Annotated in this window: 15 protein-coding genes; 11 read left to right on the top strand and 4 right to left on the bottom strand. The window is 64.6% G+C overall.

Annotated elements, in window-relative coordinates; genetic code table 11:
• Positions 1–29: 29 nt before the first annotated feature.
• The 5 genes from NCS02_RS33545 to NCS02_RS33565 all read left to right on the top strand — a co-directional run bounded on the left by NCS02_RS33545 (position 30) and on the right by NCS02_RS33565 (position 6634).
• The gene (locus NCS02_RS33545; protein WP_008345850.1) at positions 30–1055 is read left to right on the top strand and encodes an amidohydrolase family protein; all 1026 of its coding nucleotides are present in this window, start codon (positions 30–32) and stop codon (positions 1053–1055) included.
• Positions 1052–1825 carry a metal-sulfur cluster assembly factor gene (locus NCS02_RS33550; RefSeq protein ID WP_250520498.1) on the top strand — a complete coding sequence of 258 codons (774 nt, stop codon included), beginning with the start codon at positions 1052–1054 and terminating at the stop codon, positions 1823–1825. The genes NCS02_RS33545 and NCS02_RS33550 overlap by 4 nt, the downstream gene beginning before the upstream one ends.
• 28 nt (positions 1826–1853) lie before the next feature.
• Positions 1854–3491, top strand: a complete 1638-nt coding sequence (locus tag NCS02_RS33555; protein WP_250520499.1) for a molecular chaperone GroEL — start codon at positions 1854–1856, stop codon at positions 3489–3491.
• Between the two features lie 207 nt (positions 3492–3698).
• Positions 3699–5747 carry a sigma-54-dependent Fis family transcriptional regulator gene (locus tag NCS02_RS33560; protein ID WP_175982205.1) on the top strand — a complete coding sequence of 683 codons (2049 nt, stop codon included), beginning with the start codon at positions 3699–3701 and terminating at the stop codon, positions 5745–5747.
• Positions 5748–5941: 194 nt separating this feature from the next.
• Positions 5942–6634, top strand: coding sequence for a lysozyme inhibitor LprI family protein (locus tag NCS02_RS33565; RefSeq protein ID WP_250520500.1), 693 nt, complete (start codon positions 5942–5944; stop codon positions 6632–6634).
• Positions 6635–6688: 54 nt separating this feature from the next.
• Here NCS02_RS33565 and NCS02_RS33570 read toward each other — a convergent pair whose 3' ends face one another.
• Positions 6689–6934: a hypothetical protein gene (locus NCS02_RS33570; protein ID WP_144403548.1), complete on the bottom strand. Its 246-nt coding sequence runs from the start codon at positions 6932–6934 to the stop codon at positions 6689–6691.
• Between the two features lie 142 nt (positions 6935–7076).
• Here NCS02_RS33570 and NCS02_RS33575 point away from each other — a divergent pair, with 142 nt between their 5' ends.
• Positions 7077–8438, top strand: coding sequence for an MFS transporter (locus tag NCS02_RS33575; RefSeq protein ID WP_175982203.1), 1362 nt, complete (start codon positions 7077–7079; stop codon positions 8436–8438).
• A 104-nt stretch (positions 8439–8542) separates the two neighbouring features.
• Positions 8543–9013: a ribonuclease gene (locus NCS02_RS33580; protein ID WP_250459648.1), complete on the top strand. Its 471-nt coding sequence runs from the start codon at positions 8543–8545 to the stop codon at positions 9011–9013.
• Positions 9014–9043: 30 nt separating this feature from the next.
• Here NCS02_RS33580 and NCS02_RS33585 read toward each other — a convergent pair whose 3' ends face one another.
• Both NCS02_RS33585 and NCS02_RS33590 read right to left on the bottom strand, forming a co-directional pair.
• Complete coding sequence (locus tag NCS02_RS33585; protein WP_250442174.1) at positions 9044–9568, bottom strand: phasin family protein; 525 nt, start codon at positions 9566–9568, stop codon at positions 9044–9046.
• Between the two features lie 236 nt (positions 9569–9804).
• Positions 9805–9993: a hypothetical protein gene (locus tag NCS02_RS33590; protein WP_250520501.1), complete on the bottom strand. Its 189-nt coding sequence runs from the start codon at positions 9991–9993 to the stop codon at positions 9805–9807.
• Between the two features lie 189 nt (positions 9994–10182).
• Here NCS02_RS33590 and NCS02_RS33595 point away from each other — a divergent pair, with 189 nt between their 5' ends.
• Positions 10183–10644, top strand: coding sequence for a GNAT family N-acetyltransferase (locus NCS02_RS33595; protein WP_008345829.1), 462 nt, complete (start codon positions 10183–10185; stop codon positions 10642–10644).
• Positions 10645–10665: 21 nt separating this feature from the next.
• Positions 10666–10929 (top strand): DUF2934 domain-containing protein, encoded by a 264-nt coding sequence (locus NCS02_RS33600; RefSeq protein WP_008345827.1) that lies wholly within the window; start codon positions 10666–10668, stop codon positions 10927–10929.
• Positions 10930–10950: 21 nt separating this feature from the next.
• Here the strand turns inward: NCS02_RS33600 and NCS02_RS33605 are convergent, their stop codons facing one another.
• Positions 10951–12624, bottom strand: coding sequence for an Nramp family divalent metal transporter (locus NCS02_RS33605; protein ID WP_250459646.1), 1674 nt, complete (start codon positions 12622–12624; stop codon positions 10951–10953).
• Positions 12625–12918: 294 nt separating this feature from the next.
• Here NCS02_RS33605 and NCS02_RS33610 point away from each other — a divergent pair, with 294 nt between their 5' ends.
• Positions 12919–13239 (top strand): hypothetical protein, encoded by a 321-nt coding sequence (locus NCS02_RS33610; RefSeq protein WP_144403549.1) that lies wholly within the window; start codon positions 12919–12921, stop codon positions 13237–13239.
• A 19-nt stretch (positions 13240–13258) separates the two neighbouring features.
• Positions 13259–15616: a type VI secretion system Vgr family protein gene (locus NCS02_RS33615; protein WP_250520502.1), complete on the top strand. Its 2358-nt coding sequence runs from the start codon at positions 13259–13261 to the stop codon at positions 15614–15616.
• Positions 15617–15693: the final 77 nt, after the last annotated feature.

Below are 15693 nucleotides of genomic sequence, written 5' to 3' on the forward strand. Positions count from 1 at the left end.
GCGAGCGACAACCCCACGGAGACAGCAACATGTTCAGAACCCAGGACGGCGAGGACATTTTCATCATCGACGGGCACGTTCATCTTTGGGACGGCAGCAAGGCGAACGTGAAGAACGTGCATGGCCAGCAGTTCATCGACTGCTTCTATGCGTATCACAAGAACCTGAGCCCGAAGGAATACCTGTGGCCGAAGGAAAAGTTCGACCAGTACGGCGAAGCGGTCATGTATGAAGACCTTTTCGTCACCGGTTACGACGACATGGCGATCTGCCAGCCGACCTATCTGACCGACTTCTACAAGAACGGCTTCAATACCACCGAAGCGAACTATGTGGTGAAGAAGAAGTATCCGCATCGGTTCATCGTGAACGGCGCGTTCGATCCGCGTGACGGCGAAGCGGGGCTCGAACGTCTCGAGGAGCTGGCGCAGTTGTACAAGATTCAGGGCGTGAAGCTCTACACGGCCGAATGGCGCGGCGACAGCAAGGGCTACAAGCTCTCCGATCCGGGCGCGTACCGGTTTCTCGAACGCTGCGAGAAGCTCGGCATCAGGAACATTCACGTTCATAAAGGACCGACGATCCTGCCGCTCAATCGCGATGCGTTCGATGTCGCCGATATCGACGACGTGGCGACGAGCTTCCAGAACCTGAACTTCATCGTCGAGCATTGCGGCTTGCCGCGTCTCGATGACTTCTGCTGGATCGCCACGCAGGAGACGAACGTGTATGGCGGCCTCGCGGTCGTGCTGCCGTTCATCCACACGCGGCCGGAATACTTCGCGCATGTGATTTCGGAGCTGCTGTTCTGGATCGGCGAGGACCGCATTCTCTACGGCAGCGATTACGCGATCTGGTCGCCGAAGTGGCTCATCGACAAGTTCATGGCGTTCGAGTTGCCCGAATCGGTCGCGAAGGAAACGGGCGCGAAGCTGTCGCTGGAGGCGAAGAAGAAAATCCTCGGGCTGAATGCGGCGCGTCTGTACGGCATCGATATCGAGGCGCAGAAGAAGCTGCTCGAACAGACGCCGCAAAGCGCGGTCGCGCACGCATGAGCGCCGCGAGCGCGGTGAGCGAACCGGCGGCGCAAGTGTGGGAGCGGCTCGCATCCGTCATCGATCCGGAACTCGACGAGTCGGTGACGGAGCTCGGCTTCGTCACGTCCGTCGATGTCGATGCCGATGGCGGCGTGAGCATCGCCTTCCGGCTTCCGACGTACTGGTGCGCCGCCAATTTCGCGTATCTGATGGCGGCGGACATGCGCGCGGCGATCGCGGATCTGCCGTGGGTGACGGGCATCGGCATGACGCTCGACGAGCACATGTACGCCAACGAGATCAATCGCGGCATGGCGCAGAACCTGTCGTTCCGGCAGGCATTCGGCGATGCCGCGAACGACGATCTCGACGCGGTGCGGCAGACATTTCTCGTCAAGGCGTTTCAGCGCAGGCAGGCGGCGTTGCTCGCGCATCTGCTGGCGAGCGGGCGCGAAGCGGAGGCGCTCGTGCGGCTCACCATCGGCGAGCTTGCATCGCTTGCCGACGAGCCGGAACGCGCGCATCTGATCTCGCGTTACATGGAACGGCGTCACGTATGCGGCGGCGCGATGGACGAAGCGCAGCCCGCGTTCATCGACATGCACGGCGCGCCGCTCGATCCTGCGACGCTCGGCGCGTATCTGCGCGAGTTGCGGCGCGTGGGCGTCAACGCCGAGTTCAACAGCGCGCTATGCCGCGGTCTTCTTGCGGCGCGTTACGACGATGTCGAAGAGAAGCCGGTTCGCTTCTATCCGCGAACGCGCGATGCATCGACGATACGGACATAAATCGAAAGACAGGAGACAGGAGCACACGATGCCGAACATCATGTTGCATGACGAAGAAGCGCGCGCGGCGCTCGGCCGGGGCGTGGGCAAGCTCGCGCGGGCGGTGCGCGGAACGCTCGGGCCGAAGGGCATGAACGCGATCATCGACCGGCCGATCGGCTCGCCGATCATCTCGCGCGACGGCGTGAGCATCGCGAGCGAGATCGAGCTGGAAGATCCGTTCGAGAACATCGGCGCGCAGGTCGTGCGGGAAGTGTCGAAGCAGACGAACGACGTCGCCGGCGACGGCACGACGACCGCCACCGTGCTCGCCGATGCGCTCGTGCAGCAGGGCCTCGAATGTCTCGCGGACGGCGCGAATCCGGTCGAACTCGTGCAGGGCCTCGAAGCCGCGGTGTACGAAACGATCGACGCGCTCAAGCGTTCCGCGACGCCGCTTTCCGGACCGGAAGAAGTGCGCGCGGTCGCCGTGGTGGCCGCCAACGACGAATTTACCGGCGGTCTCGTCGCCGAGGCGCTGGAGCGCGTGGGCGCTGACGGCATCGTCGATGTCGAATACGGCTCGACCGTCGAGACGCGGCTCGAAGTGGTGGAAGGCATGGCGTTCGACCGCGGCTATCTTTCGCATCACATGGTGACGGATATCGAACGCATGCAGGTCGTGCTCGACAATCCGCTCATTCTGATGACGGATCAGCGCCTGCAAAGCCAGAACGACATCGCCGCGATTCTCGCGCTCGCGAACGAGCACAAGCGCGCGCTCTTCATCATCGCGGAGGAAGTCGCGCCCGCGTGCGTCGTCACGCTGCTCGCCAATCGCGACAACGGAGGCTTCGGCGTCGCGGCGATTCATCCGCCCGAATACGGCCACTGGCGGCGCGCGATGCTCGAAGACATCGCGATCGTCACCGGCGGGCGCGTCATCGCGCGCGATCTCGGCGGCCGGCTCGACGCCATCGACATGCGCGACTTCGGCAGCGCGCGCCAGGTGCGCGTGTCGTCGAATCAGACGATCATCACGGCGGGCGCGGGCGACCCCGCCGCCGTATCGGCGCGACGCCAGCAGGTCGCGCGGCAATATGACATGGCGCCGGAGAACGTCGAGCGCGACAAGTTCGAAGTGCGCCTCGCGAAGCTCTCGGGCGGCACCGCGATGATCCTCGCGGGCGGAGCGACGCCCGTCGAGCAGAAGCGCCGGCTTCATCTGATCGAGGATTCCATCAACGCGGCGCGCGCGGCGATTGCCGAAGGCGTGGTGCCGGGCGGCGGCACGGCGCTGCTGCGGGCATCGGCGCAACTCGACGGATTGATCGCGCGAAGCCACGGCGCCGCGCAACTCGGCGCGATGCTGCTCAAGCGCGCGCTCGCGAAGCCGTTGTTCACGATCGCGTCGAATTGCGGACTGGACGGCGCGTCGATCGTCGCGCAGGTGGCGAAGGCGGATCGCGCGACCGGACTCGACGCGCGCACCGGCGAGATCGCCGATCTGGCCGCGCGCGGGATCATCGATCCCGTGAAGGTGAGTTACAGCGCCGTGCGCAACGCGGCCTCCGTCGCCGCGCTGATCCTGACGACGCAGACGCTCATCGCGAAGAAGCCCGACATCACCGATCCGACGGCGGGCCCGGCGCTCGGCGCGGGCGCGGAGCTGCTCGGCCGCAAGTAGCGCGCGCTGCTGCGCTGCGACACAGCGCGCGGCGCCAACGGGGGCGTTTTCCCCGAGAGGATGGGAGACGCACGAGGTCTATACTCAGCGGACTGTGCTGCGCAATCGCCGGGCCAAGCCGGCGAATCCCGATGCAGCAGCCCCCGCGAGTCGCGCCGACGCCCGCCGCAAGAGCGGGCCGCGCTCCACCTCGCACGGAGGAGACACATGACGAGGCGCCTCATCGGTATGCCGGCTGGCGGCGGTCGCGCGAGCGACCCCTTCGTCGCCGGGTGGACGCGGCCCGACGCAAGCGCCGCCGATCACTCCGACACCGACACCATGCTCGCCTGGGAGCGTTTTCTCGCAGGCGAGATCAGCACGGCCGCGCCGACCGAACTCATCGCATCATGGAAACGAAGTCTGCAATCGGGCGTGAATCCGACCTCGGGGGCAGCGCCGTTCGCCGTGCATGGCGATGCGATCAACACGCTGCGCTGGCGGCATCGCGAACTGCTCGCGGCGTCCGACCGGCTTTTCACGGCCACCGCCGATCTCTTCGCGGATTCGTATTCGATCCTTCTCTTGACCAACGCCGACGGCGTGATTCTCAAGGCGGCCGGCGATCTGCGCACGCTCGACGCCGGCGAAAAGATCCATCTGATGACGGGCGGCGACTGGCGCGAGGCATCGGCCGGGACCAACGGAATCGGCACGGCGCTCGCCACGCGTCAGCCGACTTACGTGCACGGCTCCGAGCACTTCTGCGAAGGCATCAAGGCATGGAGCTGCGCCGCCGCGCCGATCTGCGAACCGGGGACCGGCGCGGTGCTCGGCGTGCTGGACATATCGGGGCCGCCATCGACGTATCAGATCAACAATCTGACGCTCGCCGTCACCGCCGCGCGCCAGATCGAAATGGTGCTCGCGGAGCAGGTGGCGCGCGAGCACATGCGTCTGCTGGCGTTCTGCTTGCAGCGGCTTTCCTCGACGGATGCCGCCGGGCTCATCGCCATCGACCGGCACGGACGGCTCGTGCACACGACGGCGCGCATCGCGTTGCCGGTCAATCCGGGCGAGCGCTTTCCCGGCATGGGCGAGCATTTTCCCGTCGAGGACTGGGCCAATCATCTGCCGCAAGGACTGCGGCCCGAGTGGTTCAATCCGGTCGTCGCGGACGGCGAAGCGATCGGCGCGATGCTGATCGTGCCGCAGCCTTCCGGCCTCTCGAATGCGTCGCGTCTTGCGGGCGGCGCGCGCCGCGTCGGGCCGCAAGTGCAGCCGCGCGGCGAAGCCGACCCGCAACGCAACCGCTTTGAGCAGATCATCTGCCAGAGCGCGGCGATGCAGCGCGCGATCGAACGCGGACGGCAGCTTGCGCGACGGCGCGTGCCGGTGCTGATCGAAGGCGAAACGGGCGTCGGCAAGGAGCTGTTCGCGCGCGCGATCCACGGCGAGGAATCCGACGAAGGACCGTTCGTCGCCTACAACTGCGGGGCGGCGTCGAAGGAACTGATCGGCGCGGAACTCTTCGGCCACGTGCGCGGCGCTTATACGGGCGCGACGGCGGAAGGACGTCCCGGACGATTCGAACTCGCGCATGGCGGAACGCTGTGCCTCGACGAGATCGGCGAATTGCCGCTGGAACTGCAGCCGGTGCTGTTGCGCGTGCTCGAAGAAGGGGTGATCTATCGGCTCGGCGATACGCAGGCGCGTCGCGTGGATGTGCGCCTGCTCGCCATGACGAATCGCAATTTGCGCGAGGAAGTCGAGTGCGGGCGATTCAGGGCGGACCTTTACTATCGCGTCGGCGTCACGCGGATTCGCATTCCGGGCCTGCGCGAGCGCGATGGCGACGTCGATCTGCTGATCGATCACTTCAACCGCTCGCTCGCGCTGCGTCACGGCGTGCCGGCGCGGCAGTTTCCCGACATCGTGATGGAAGTGCTGCGCGCCTATTCGTGGCCGGGCAACGTGCGCGAGTTGCGCAACGTGGTCGAGAACCTGTTGCTGACATCGAATGACGAGCGCGTCGCGCTGGTCGAGCTGCCGCCGGAAGTGCTCGATGAATCGCCGACCGTGCGTGACACGGTCATGTCGAACGCGACGCCCGGCGCGGGCAGCCTCGAGGAAACCGAGCGCTTCGCGATCGCGCGTGCGTTGCGGCATGCGCAGGGCAACATGGCGCAGGCGGCGCGCGCCCTAGGCGTGTCGCGCAGCACGCTGTATCGCAAGATGGAGCAGTATCGGCTTGCGGTCGACGAAAAGCGTTCGTAGCGCAAGCCGTTCTCGGATATCGCCAGCGCGCCCCGCCCTTACCGCAGCGAATAAAAAGTAACACCCGGTAAGGTTTGACGCGAAGTGTGCATTCATCGGGCATTCGATCTGTCGAGGCATGCCATATCGTTCGATACGGCGACTCAATCCGCCGACGCCCAATGAACGAACACATCTCCGAGAACGAACCAAACATGAATACACAAAAGAAGCTGCACAGCCCATCCATCGACTTGCGGCGCTGCGCGCGTCTCGTTGCGTGCGTGATGTTGACGTCGCTCGGCGCGATGACTGCATCGCATGCCGCGAGCTTTCGCTGTCCGCATGACGCGTCCGCGTCGGAGCGGCTCGTCTGTGCGGACCCGGAACTTTCATCGCTCGACGATAAGCTGGCCGCCGTTTTCCGCGAGGCGCACGACGCGACGACCGACGCGACCGCGCTCGATGCGGATCGCGTGGCGCAATGGCAATGGCGTCAGCGCAACTGCAAGGACAAGGCGTGCGTGACCGACTGGTACACGCGCCGCATCTCCGAGCTGCAAGCGGACGTCGCGCACGGAAAGAAGCAGACTGCCGAGCACATCAAGTACGGCATCGCCGAACAGCGGCTTGCGCCGTCGGCGGAAGCGGCCGTGCTTCGGATGAAAGGGCTGGACGGCGGGAAGGATGAACCGGCCGGCGCTGAATCGAAGACATCGGCCGATGTCGAAAAGAAGAGCGCCGTCGTCGGACAGGTGAACGTCGAACGGCTTCGCGCGGCGTCATCCGCACACTACGAGACCGCTGCTGCCGCTCCGTTGATGAACGCGAACATCACGCACAATCCCGCGCTTTCGACGCCATGCAAGAGCGACTGCGCGCAGCGGCAAGTGCGTATCGCTTTCTAGTTTCGGCTTGATCCGGTGAAGGGCGACGTGGAGGAACGCGTCGCCCCGAGCGCGTCAGCAGGCCAGCGCGCAGTAGATTCCGCCGAGCGTGCCCGCCGCGCCCAGACCCATTCCCAAAGCGATGTTTCCTACGGTGGTGGCGCATCCGCCGAGCATGAAGGCGAGCAGCAACGCGATGAGGGAAGTAATGAGTTTGCGCATGATGTAGCGATTCGGTTTGCGGTAGGCGGGAGAGACGTCTTCGACGTGCGGCATACGAGGCACGAGGCCGGAGCCGATCGTAGCAACGGCCAGTCGCATCCATTGCGCGGAAAAGACGTGGAAGCAGCGCGGCTCTTACCAACTATTTCGTGTTCCGCATTGACCGATGACCGCACCGCTGGCGGATAGGAGCCGTCGGCTTCTGTCATCATGGAGTCGCTTAGGCGAATCCAGGGGTGTCATGTCAGATCTCGAGCATGAGAACGAAATCCGCGAAAATGCGATGCACGAACGCGCCGCGAGCGAGGAGCACGACGAATCGGCGGTCGGCCGCACCGGCCCGCTGAACGAAGCGGCGCTCCTCGGGCGCAAGACGCCGCCGTGGCCGGATTCCGCGGCGGCCAATCCCGGTCAGCACGCGCCCGCCGGCAAGCCCGGCACGATGCGCGCATTGGCCGGTCTGCTGTTCGGCCTCGCGCTGCTCGTCGCGGGGAACGGCCTGTTTCAGACGCTGATTCCCTTGCGCATCCTTCAGTCGGGCTATTCGACGTTCGTCACGGGGCTGATCCAGTCGAGCTATTACGCCGGATTCATATTGGGCGCGGTCGTCAATCGGCGGCTGATCGATCGCATCGGTCAGCATCGGACGTTCGTCGCGTTCTCGGCGGCGGCCTCGATTCTCGCGCTCGCTTTCGGCGCGGCGCAGTCGCCCTGGGTGCTGGGCGGCGTGCGCCTTCTCACGGGCGTCGCGTTCATGGGCTTGTACACGTCCGTCGAAAGCTGGCTCAACGGCACCGTCGACAACGAGAAGCGCGGCCAGGTATTCGGTCTGTACGCGGCGATCAACTATCTGGCAGTGGGCAGCGGCCAGTTCCTGCTGAATGTGGGCGCGGGGTCCGGCGCGCAGCAGTTCTCGATCAGCGCGGCGCTCTTTGCGGCGGCGGTGTTGCCGGTCACGTTGATGGAAGGCTGGCCGGTGAAAGTGAACGATGCGAATCTCGATCGCGTGCCCGCGCGAAGCTGGGGAGAGAGCCTTCGCGAAATGATGGCCGTGGCGCCGCTCGGCGTGCCGGGCTGCATACTGACCGGCTTCATCTACAGCAACTTCTATGCGCTGATGCCCGTCTATCTGCAACGCTCGGGCTTCACGACGGAGGAACTCGCGACGTTCATGGGCGTTGCGCTGATCGGCGCTTTGCTGCCGCAGTTCCCGATGGGACGGCTGTCTGATCGCATCGACCGGCGGCGTCTGGTTCTATGGACCTCGTTGACATCGGCGGTGTTGAGCCTCGTGCTGTTCTGCCTGGATTTTCGCATCGTCACATGGTGCGCGACGCTGGCTTATGTCGCCGTGACGTTCACGCAATACGGGCTGATCGTGTCGCATGTGCAGGACCGCACGGAGTCGCATCTGCGCGTTGCAGTGTCGGCGATGCTGCTCGTGCTCTTTTCTCTCGGCGGCATGACGGGACCGACGCTGGCATCCGCGTTGATGACGCTCATCGGGCCGAGCGGACTGTTTCTCTTCAATGCGCTGTCGTGCGTATTGCTGGCGCTGAGTGCAAGGCACGCGCTTAGGCTATCCGCGCGGGCGGCCGGATGAAGCTCCCGTTATTTCCGCCCGGTCGTTGCTTCGCTCAGTCATAAACGATAACCTTGATTCGTTCGTGATCCGTCGAATGCTGGTCAACCGGAGACAACCGTCCCGTGAAGCGAGCCTGGTGTTTCTCCTGCATCGTCGCGTTGAGCGCGGTCGTCGGCGGTTGCAACAAGGACGGATCGCAAAAAGCCGCATCGGAAGCGGGCGCATCCGCGAGTCAGGCGGCGAGTCAGCCCGCGTCGGCCGCGAGCGGCGCGGCAGCGGCATCGGGCGCGCAGCCGCACGGCGCGCTCGCTGCCATCGCCCGCGCGCAGTTGCCCGCGGAAGCCGCCGAAACGCTCCGTCTGATCAAAGCGGGCGGCCCGTTCCCTTTCAGCGAGGACGGCGTCCTGTTCCGCAACAGCGCGACCTTGCTGCCGGAACATCCGCGCGGCTATTACCGTGCATACACGGTTCGCACGCCGGGTTCGGCGGATCGCGGGCAGCGCCGGATCGTATGTGGCGGGCCGCGCAAGCAGACCCGCGACTGTTACTACACCGACGATTACTACTCGAGTTTCAAGCGCATCACCGAGTAATCGAAGACGTAGTCCAATGCGCCCGTTGGATCAAACCGAACGCTTCGCCGTGGCGCGCGAGGTCTTCGCGACTTCGCCGCTCGCATCCAGCACGGCGCCGCCCGTTTCGCGCGCGGCGTCATTCGTCGCATCGGCCAGATTCGTGATGAGCTCGCCGGACGATTGCGCCGCCGTCTGCGCGTCATCGGCGGCGGCGTTCGCCATGTCGCCGAACTTGATGCCATTGCGCTCGTACTGATTACGCACTTCGCTCAGGATGTCGTCCTGCGTCGATGTGATGATCGACAGCACATGCTGGCCATACGATGCGGCCTTCTGAGGAAACTGCGCCAGCATGACCGATTGCCATCCGAGGACGTCGCCGGCGCCGGCTTCATCGCCTGCGCGCAGAAGCGCATTGCTTTCGTCGATGACCGTGCGAACCGTCTGCACGTTCAGTTCACCGAGCGCCTGCATGCCGCTTGCGAAGCGCCCCGTCATGTTGAGGAATGCCTGCAAATTGGCGCGCGCCAGCGACGGAACCTGATACGCGAAATAACCGGGATACTGAAACATTGACCGCTCCTTTTCAAAGTCGAATGTAAATCGGTAAAAGGAAATGCGGCGGCCGGACGCGGGCGATTCCGCGCGTTCCTGCACGCGCGGAATCGATGGGTTTGTACGTTGCGTCTGACCGGCTGACCACGATATGACAGTTACGTGCATATCCGATGAAAATACGGCGAGAAACGCCGATGTCATGCAGCCGTATTTCCCGTCTCAGACGTGAGCGATGCGCGGTGGTTCCCGCTTCAGCCAGTCGCGCAGCGGATCTGGTCCAGCGGGAAGCCGAGTTCGTTGGCGGCGTCTTCGAGGTCGCTCAATGCCTGGCCGAAGACTTCGCCGATTTCTTCCGTGCCGACGAATAACTTTCCCGACCATATGTGTCCCTGCGATGCCGGAATGGCCAGTAGCGTGATCTTGTCGTTGTCGTCGTGCATCGCGGTTTCTCGTGACCCGTGAGAGGAGAAGGCCTTGGTCGATAGCAGATGCATTATCGATCCGGCTGTGGGCCGAAAACTTAGCGGTCGGTCGTCCGTAACCCGTCCTTATGGAACACGACGCGTCGATGCTTTCGCGGAATGCTCGTTGCTGAAAGGAGCACGAGACTTCATTCATCCGAGGCAAGCATGGACGACTCCCAAACCGTCTATATCGGCAGCGAAGATCCGGACTCGCTCGACGCGCGCATTCTGTGCGACGAACGCTCGGCCTATCACGCGGCGCTGACGGGCGAAAGCGGGCAGCAGTGCGTGGCCGATGACGATCTGCGGAGCATCCGCGCGCGCTACGTGGTGGCGCGCAACGCGATGGGCGAAGCAATGGGATGCGGCGCGATCCGGCGGCAGAGCTATCACGCCGCCGAACTGATGCGGCTCTACGTTCGCCCGCAGTATCGCGGGCTGGAAGCGATCATCCTGTCGTATCTCGAAGAGGAAGCGCGTCTGCTCGGCTATCACACCGTCTGCGTCGTGACGACGCCGGGCGAGTCGAATGCATCGCGCTTTTGCGAAGCCAGCGGGTATCGCCGCACGCCGGCCGATGAGCGCGGCGCCGTGTGCTTCGAAAAAACGCTGCTCGATTCCGTCTGACTTTCAAAAGATGCATGCGGCATGCCGGTTGCTTTGCCGGTGAGCGCACATGCGCAACGCAAGCGCGAGCGGCGTAAATCGCGCAACCGGGAGGGAATCGTGGACGAACAGAAGGAGCAGGACCGCATCCGTCGACGTGCGTATGAGATCTGGGAGCGCGAAGGCAGTCCGGATGGTCGCGCCGAAGAGTTCTGGCAACAGGCGCAGGCGTCGATCGAAGCAGAGGATGGGCCGGATCAGTCCGGGCGCGAAGCCGAGGCACACGGCGACGCGACGATCAAGTAGCGTCGCGTCGCAAGCGCGCGCTCATTTCAGCAACGTCATCTGCAGCACCTTGAAGATCACGAGCCCGACGGCGATCACCAGATAGCCGCGCAGCACGCCCATCCAGATGCGCGTGGCGAGCGTCATTTTCTGCGGGGCGAGCGTGTCGAGCGGCGGCATGCGCCATGTGTCGCGTTGCGCGCGATCGACGCTCGTGTGCGTCGCTTGCGCCGTCTTCGTCGTTTGTGCAAAGGCGCCCACGCGACGCAGCAGCACGCTCGCCGCGAAGCCGGCGATCGCCAGAACGGTGCCGCCGGCGAGCACGCCGATGATCGTCTCGCCGCTGATGTCCGGATACATCACGGCGGCCGTCAGGATGATCGACAGCATCACGAGCACCCAGATGACCGAGCCCGTGAACAGGTTCAGCTTCTTCGAGTTGACCCACGGACCGAGCACGGCGCGGTCGTTGCAAAGCAGCAGCAGGAACACGGTCGCGCTCGGCAGCAGCACGCCCGCGAGCGTCTGCACCGCTTCGGTCAGCAGGCCGAGCGGGCTGCCCGGAATCAGCACGATCGCGGCCGCGAGCGCGACGATGCCGAAGTAGACCAGATAAAAGCCCTTCGCGTCGGCCACGCCGCGATGCAGCGAGTGCCGGATCTTGAAGACGTCGCCGATGGCGTACGCGGTCGACAGCGACACGGCCGCCGCGCCGATGATGCTCGCGTCGAGCAGCGCGACCGCGAACAGCGTCGCGCTCGTGCGGCCCGCGTACTTTTCGAGGCCGGCGATGACGCCGCCGGCATCGGTGAAGCTGCCGAACTCGGGATGCCCGGCGAACAGCGCCGCGGTGAAGCTCATCATCGCGACCGAGCCGATCAGCACGAACGCAATGCCGATCCACAAATCGGCCTTCTCGTACTTCATGAAGCGCGGCGTGATGCGCTTGTCGATCACGTAGCTCTGCTGGAAAAAGAGCTGCCACGGCGCGACCGTCGTGCCGACGATGCCGATCACGAGCAGCATCACGTCCGACAGCTTCGCGTGCGCGGGCCAGTTGGGCACGAGAAAATCGCGCGTCATCTGCGACACCGGCGGATGTATCGCGACGAGCACCGGCACGAGCACGAGGCTCAGCACGCATAGCACGACCGCGAAGCGCTCGAAGCGGCGGAAGTCGCCGGTGCTGACGGCGGCCATCGTCAGCGCGGCCGCGACGCAGACGCCCGCGACCTTGGGCAGCCCGAAAAAATCGAGCACGAACGTGATGCCGATGAACTCGGTGACGATCGTCAGCGCGTTGAGCAGGAACAGATCGATGACGCTGAACGCGCCCCAGAACTTGCCGAAGCGCTGGAAGATCAGCCGCGCATGGCCGACGCCCGTCACTGCGCCCAGACGCAGCACCATCTCCTGATTCACGTACAGCACGGGCACGAGCAGCAGCATGGTCCAGAGCAAGCTCGTGCCGTAGTTCTGGCCCGCCTGCGTGTAGGTGCCGAACGCGCCTGCATCGTTGTCGCCGACCATCACGATGAGGCCCGGCCCGAGTATCGCGAGAAGCGTGCGCAAACGCGCCCGCCAAGACCCGCGCGGCGCCGTGTCGTGATGCGCGATCGAGCCGAAGGCGCCGCGAATATCGCCGACGTGCGCATCGTCGAGCACGGCGCTGCGTGGCGGGACGCCCGGTGGAGAGACGTTGGTTGGCGTGGACATGATGCACCCCGTGGCAAATATTGTTTATCTGACTTCCGCCGTCCGGCCCGCGGATGACCGCATGCGCGCGCTTGGCGACAGGCGCGCGCGCACGGCCGACTGCGAGGCGGCGGCAGAACCAGACGGCGGACGCACGGCGGCATCACGCCATCTGGGGCGGATCGAGGTGCACGTTTGAGTGACTGGGAAGTACTACGGCGCGCACCGCTTGCCTGGGTGACAAACGGCGGCGTTGAAAAGGCGCGGACGTGAGTCGCTCAGGCGGAGATTTCGTTCGAAGGTCGACTACTGCAAGTGTCCAAGGCATTTGCCCAATCGTTGAAGATTGTGGATTTTATGGACCGCTTCAAAACCGCGTCAAGCGATGAATGTCCGTTGCGCGAAAATAATTCCGGCTCGCGTGGCGCTGAAATGTTTGCCCTTGAAGGCACGCGCGCGAACCTTTCAACGCGCGGCGTCGCCGTGCATACGGAAGCGCGGACTTCAAAAACCTCAGGCGCGTTTCGTTTATTCGGTGGATCGCACGCACGAGGCGCGCGACGGATGCGGACCGGGACGGAGGATCGTATGGTGACGGACATTTCGCTGCGCGGCGCTGCGAAGCGCGTCGGCTGAACGCGAGGCCGGTGCGCCGATGGCCAGCAACGATGCCGTAGCGCAGAAGCCGCTCGCGAGCGTCGACACGCCGCTCGGCGACGACCTGCGCTTTCTGAGCCTTTCCGCGTGCGCGGAACTCGGGCGCATGCCACGCATCGAGTTGACGCTCGTCTCGAAGCGCGCGGACCTCGACTTCAGCCGCATCCTCGGCAAGCGCGTGAGCGTGTCGCTCAACGTGCCGAAGGCGAAGCCGCGCGTGTTCGCCGGCTATGTCGTGGGCTTCCGGCAAACCGGCATGCGCGGACGGCTCCACATCTACGAGGCGGCGGTGCGGCCGTGGCTGTGGCTGCTCTCGCGGCGCAGCAATTGCCGCATCTTTCAGAACAAGACGGTCGAAGAGATCGTGAAGGCCGTGTTCGCCGATCCCGTCTACAAAGGGCTCGAATTCGGCGAGATCAAATGGAAGGCGAGCGCGCGCGCGCATCCGCCGCGCGAATACTGCGTGCAGTATCGCGAATCGGACTTCAACTTCGTGAGCCGGTTGCTCGAAGACGAAGGCATCTACTACTGGTTTCAGGACAAGGATGGCAAGGAGTCGCTGATCCTGACCGATACGCTCGCCGCGCACGAGAGCGTCGCGGGCTGCGAATCGCTGCCGTACGGCGCGGTGCAGGCGGCGGCGCCCGACATCGAATTCGTCAGCGAGTGGCGCACGCATCACGCGATCGAAACGCATAACTGGCTGCTCACCGATTACGACTTCAAGCACCCGTCGCGGCCGCTGCAGAAGCAGGCCGCGAAGCACATGCAGGGCTTCGACGCGTTCTCCGGGCTCGAACATTTCGACTATCCGGGCGGCTATGTGGAAGCGGATCACGGCGAGAGCCGCGCGAAGTCGCGTGCGGACGAATGGCGCATCGAAGGCAGCGTGCCCGACGATCCCGGCATCAACTGGCATCAGGTCGAGGCGCGCACCAACAGCAAGAACGTGCGCGCGGGCGCGCTGCTCAAGCTGACGCGGCATCCGCGCGCGGACCAGAACACGCAATATCTCGTGACGCGCACGCGTTACGAGATCGAACTCGCCGATTACGAAGCCTTCGACGGCGCGCAGGCGAATCGCTGCGAATGCTGGTTCTCCGCGATCGACGCGAAGCAGGCGTTCGCGCCCGCCCGCACGGCGCGCAAGCCGTTCGTGCAGGGACCGCAGACGGCGGTCGTGGTCGGGCCGGGCGGCGACGAAATCTACACCGATCAATATGGCCGCGTGAAAGTGCAGTTTTTCTGGGACCGGCAGGGCAAGCGCGACGAGAACAGTTCGTGCTGGATCCGCGTATCGCAGCCTTGGGCGGGGAAGGGCTGGGGCGCCATCGCGATTCCGCGCATGGGCCAGGAAGTGATCGTCGATTTTCTCGAAGGCGATCCCGACCGGCCGATCATCACGGGACGCGTCTACAACGCCGAACAGATGCCGCCTTACGATCTGCCCGCGAACATGACGCAGTCGGGCATCAAGAGCCGGTCGAGCAAAGGCGGAAGCGGCGCGAACTGCAACGAACTGCGTTTCGAGGACAAGAAGGGCGCCGAGCAGGTGCTCATTCATGCCGAGAAGAATCAGGACATCGAAGTCGAGAACGACGAGACGCACTGGGTCGGGCATGACCGCAAGAAGAACATCGATCACGACGAAACGACGGTCGTCAAGCACGACCGCACCGAAACCGTGGGCAACAACGAGAAGATCGACGTCGTGATGAACCGCACGGAAACGGTCGGCGTGAACGAGAGCATCACGATCGGCGCGAACCGCACCAAGACCGTGAAGGCGAGCGAGACCGCGACGGTTCTCCTGCAACGCACGCACAGCGTGGGCATCAACGAGACGATTACCGTCGGCGCGGCGCAGGAGGTGACGATCGGCGCGTTCCAGGTGGTGACGGTCGGCGCGTATCACACGGAGACGATCGGTGCGAGTCAGACGGTCAGCGTCGGCTCCGGCCAGACTGTCACGGTGGGTTCGGATCAGACCGTGAGCGTCGGCGGCAACCAGGCGACGAGCGTAACGGGCGATCAGTCGCTCAGCGTCGGCGGCGGGCAGACGGTGTCGGTCGCGAAGGACGCGAGCGAGTCGATCGACGGCGCGCAGTCGAGCACGGTGGCGAAAGGGCGCACGACGTCCGTCGGCGAGGATGACGCGCTCAAGGTGGGCAAGAACCTCACGATCAACGCGGACGAATCGATCAGTCTCGTTACGGGCGATGCCAGCATCGTCATGAAGAAGGACGGCACGATCCAGATCAAGGGCAAGGACATCAGCGTCAAGGGCAGCGGCAAGATCAGCGTGACGGCGGATAGCGACATCGTGATGAAGGGAAGCAAGATTCTTCAGAACTAGCGCGCCATGGTTCCCGTTTCGAGCGGCGATGCGATGACCGTTCGACATGGCCCGACACGACCGGCCTTCCCGCGTCC

The sequence above is a fragment of the Caballeronia sp. NCF2 genome (assembly GCF_023631205.1).
Classification (GTDB): domain Bacteria; phylum Pseudomonadota; class Gammaproteobacteria; order Burkholderiales; family Burkholderiaceae; genus Caballeronia; species Caballeronia zhejiangensis.

What these genes read in the sequence shown, in the direction of transcription:
- NCS02_RS33590 (WP_250520501.1), bottom strand. Translation starts at nt 9,993, where the DNA reads ATGCACGACGACAACGACAAGATCACGCTACTGGCCATTCCGGCATCG.
- NCS02_RS33575 (WP_175982203.1), top strand. Translation starts at nt 7,077, where the DNA reads ATGTCAGATCTCGAGCATGAGAACGAAATCCGCGAAAATGCGATGCAC.
- NCS02_RS33550 (WP_250520498.1), top strand. Translation starts at nt 1,052, where the DNA reads ATGAGCGCCGCGAGCGCGGTGAGCGAACCGGCGGCGCAAGTGTGGGAG.
- NCS02_RS33615 (WP_250520502.1), top strand. Translation starts at nt 13,259, where the DNA reads ATGGCCAGCAACGATGCCGTAGCGCAGAAGCCGCTCGCGAGCGTCGAC.
- NCS02_RS33555 (WP_250520499.1), top strand. Translation starts at nt 1,854, where the DNA reads ATGCCGAACATCATGTTGCATGACGAAGAAGCGCGCGCGGCGCTCGGC.
- NCS02_RS33600 (WP_008345827.1), top strand. Translation starts at nt 10,666, where the DNA reads ATGCCGGTTGCTTTGCCGGTGAGCGCACATGCGCAACGCAAGCGCGAG.
- NCS02_RS33605 (WP_250459646.1), bottom strand. Translation starts at nt 12,624, where the DNA reads ATGTCCACGCCAACCAACGTCTCTCCACCGGGCGTCCCGCCACGCAGC.
- NCS02_RS33565 (WP_250520500.1), top strand. Translation starts at nt 5,942, where the DNA reads ATGAATACACAAAAGAAGCTGCACAGCCCATCCATCGACTTGCGGCGC.
- NCS02_RS33560 (WP_175982205.1), top strand. Translation starts at nt 3,699, where the DNA reads ATGACGAGGCGCCTCATCGGTATGCCGGCTGGCGGCGGTCGCGCGAGC.
- NCS02_RS33595 (WP_008345829.1), top strand. Translation starts at nt 10,183, where the DNA reads ATGGACGACTCCCAAACCGTCTATATCGGCAGCGAAGATCCGGACTCG.
- NCS02_RS33570 (WP_144403548.1), bottom strand. Translation starts at nt 6,934, where the DNA reads ATGCGACTGGCCGTTGCTACGATCGGCTCCGGCCTCGTGCCTCGTATG.
- NCS02_RS33545 (WP_008345850.1), top strand. Translation starts at nt 30, where the DNA reads ATGTTCAGAACCCAGGACGGCGAGGACATTTTCATCATCGACGGGCAC.
- NCS02_RS33585 (WP_250442174.1), bottom strand. Translation starts at nt 9,568, where the DNA reads ATGTTTCAGTATCCCGGTTATTTCGCGTATCAGGTTCCGTCGCTGGCG.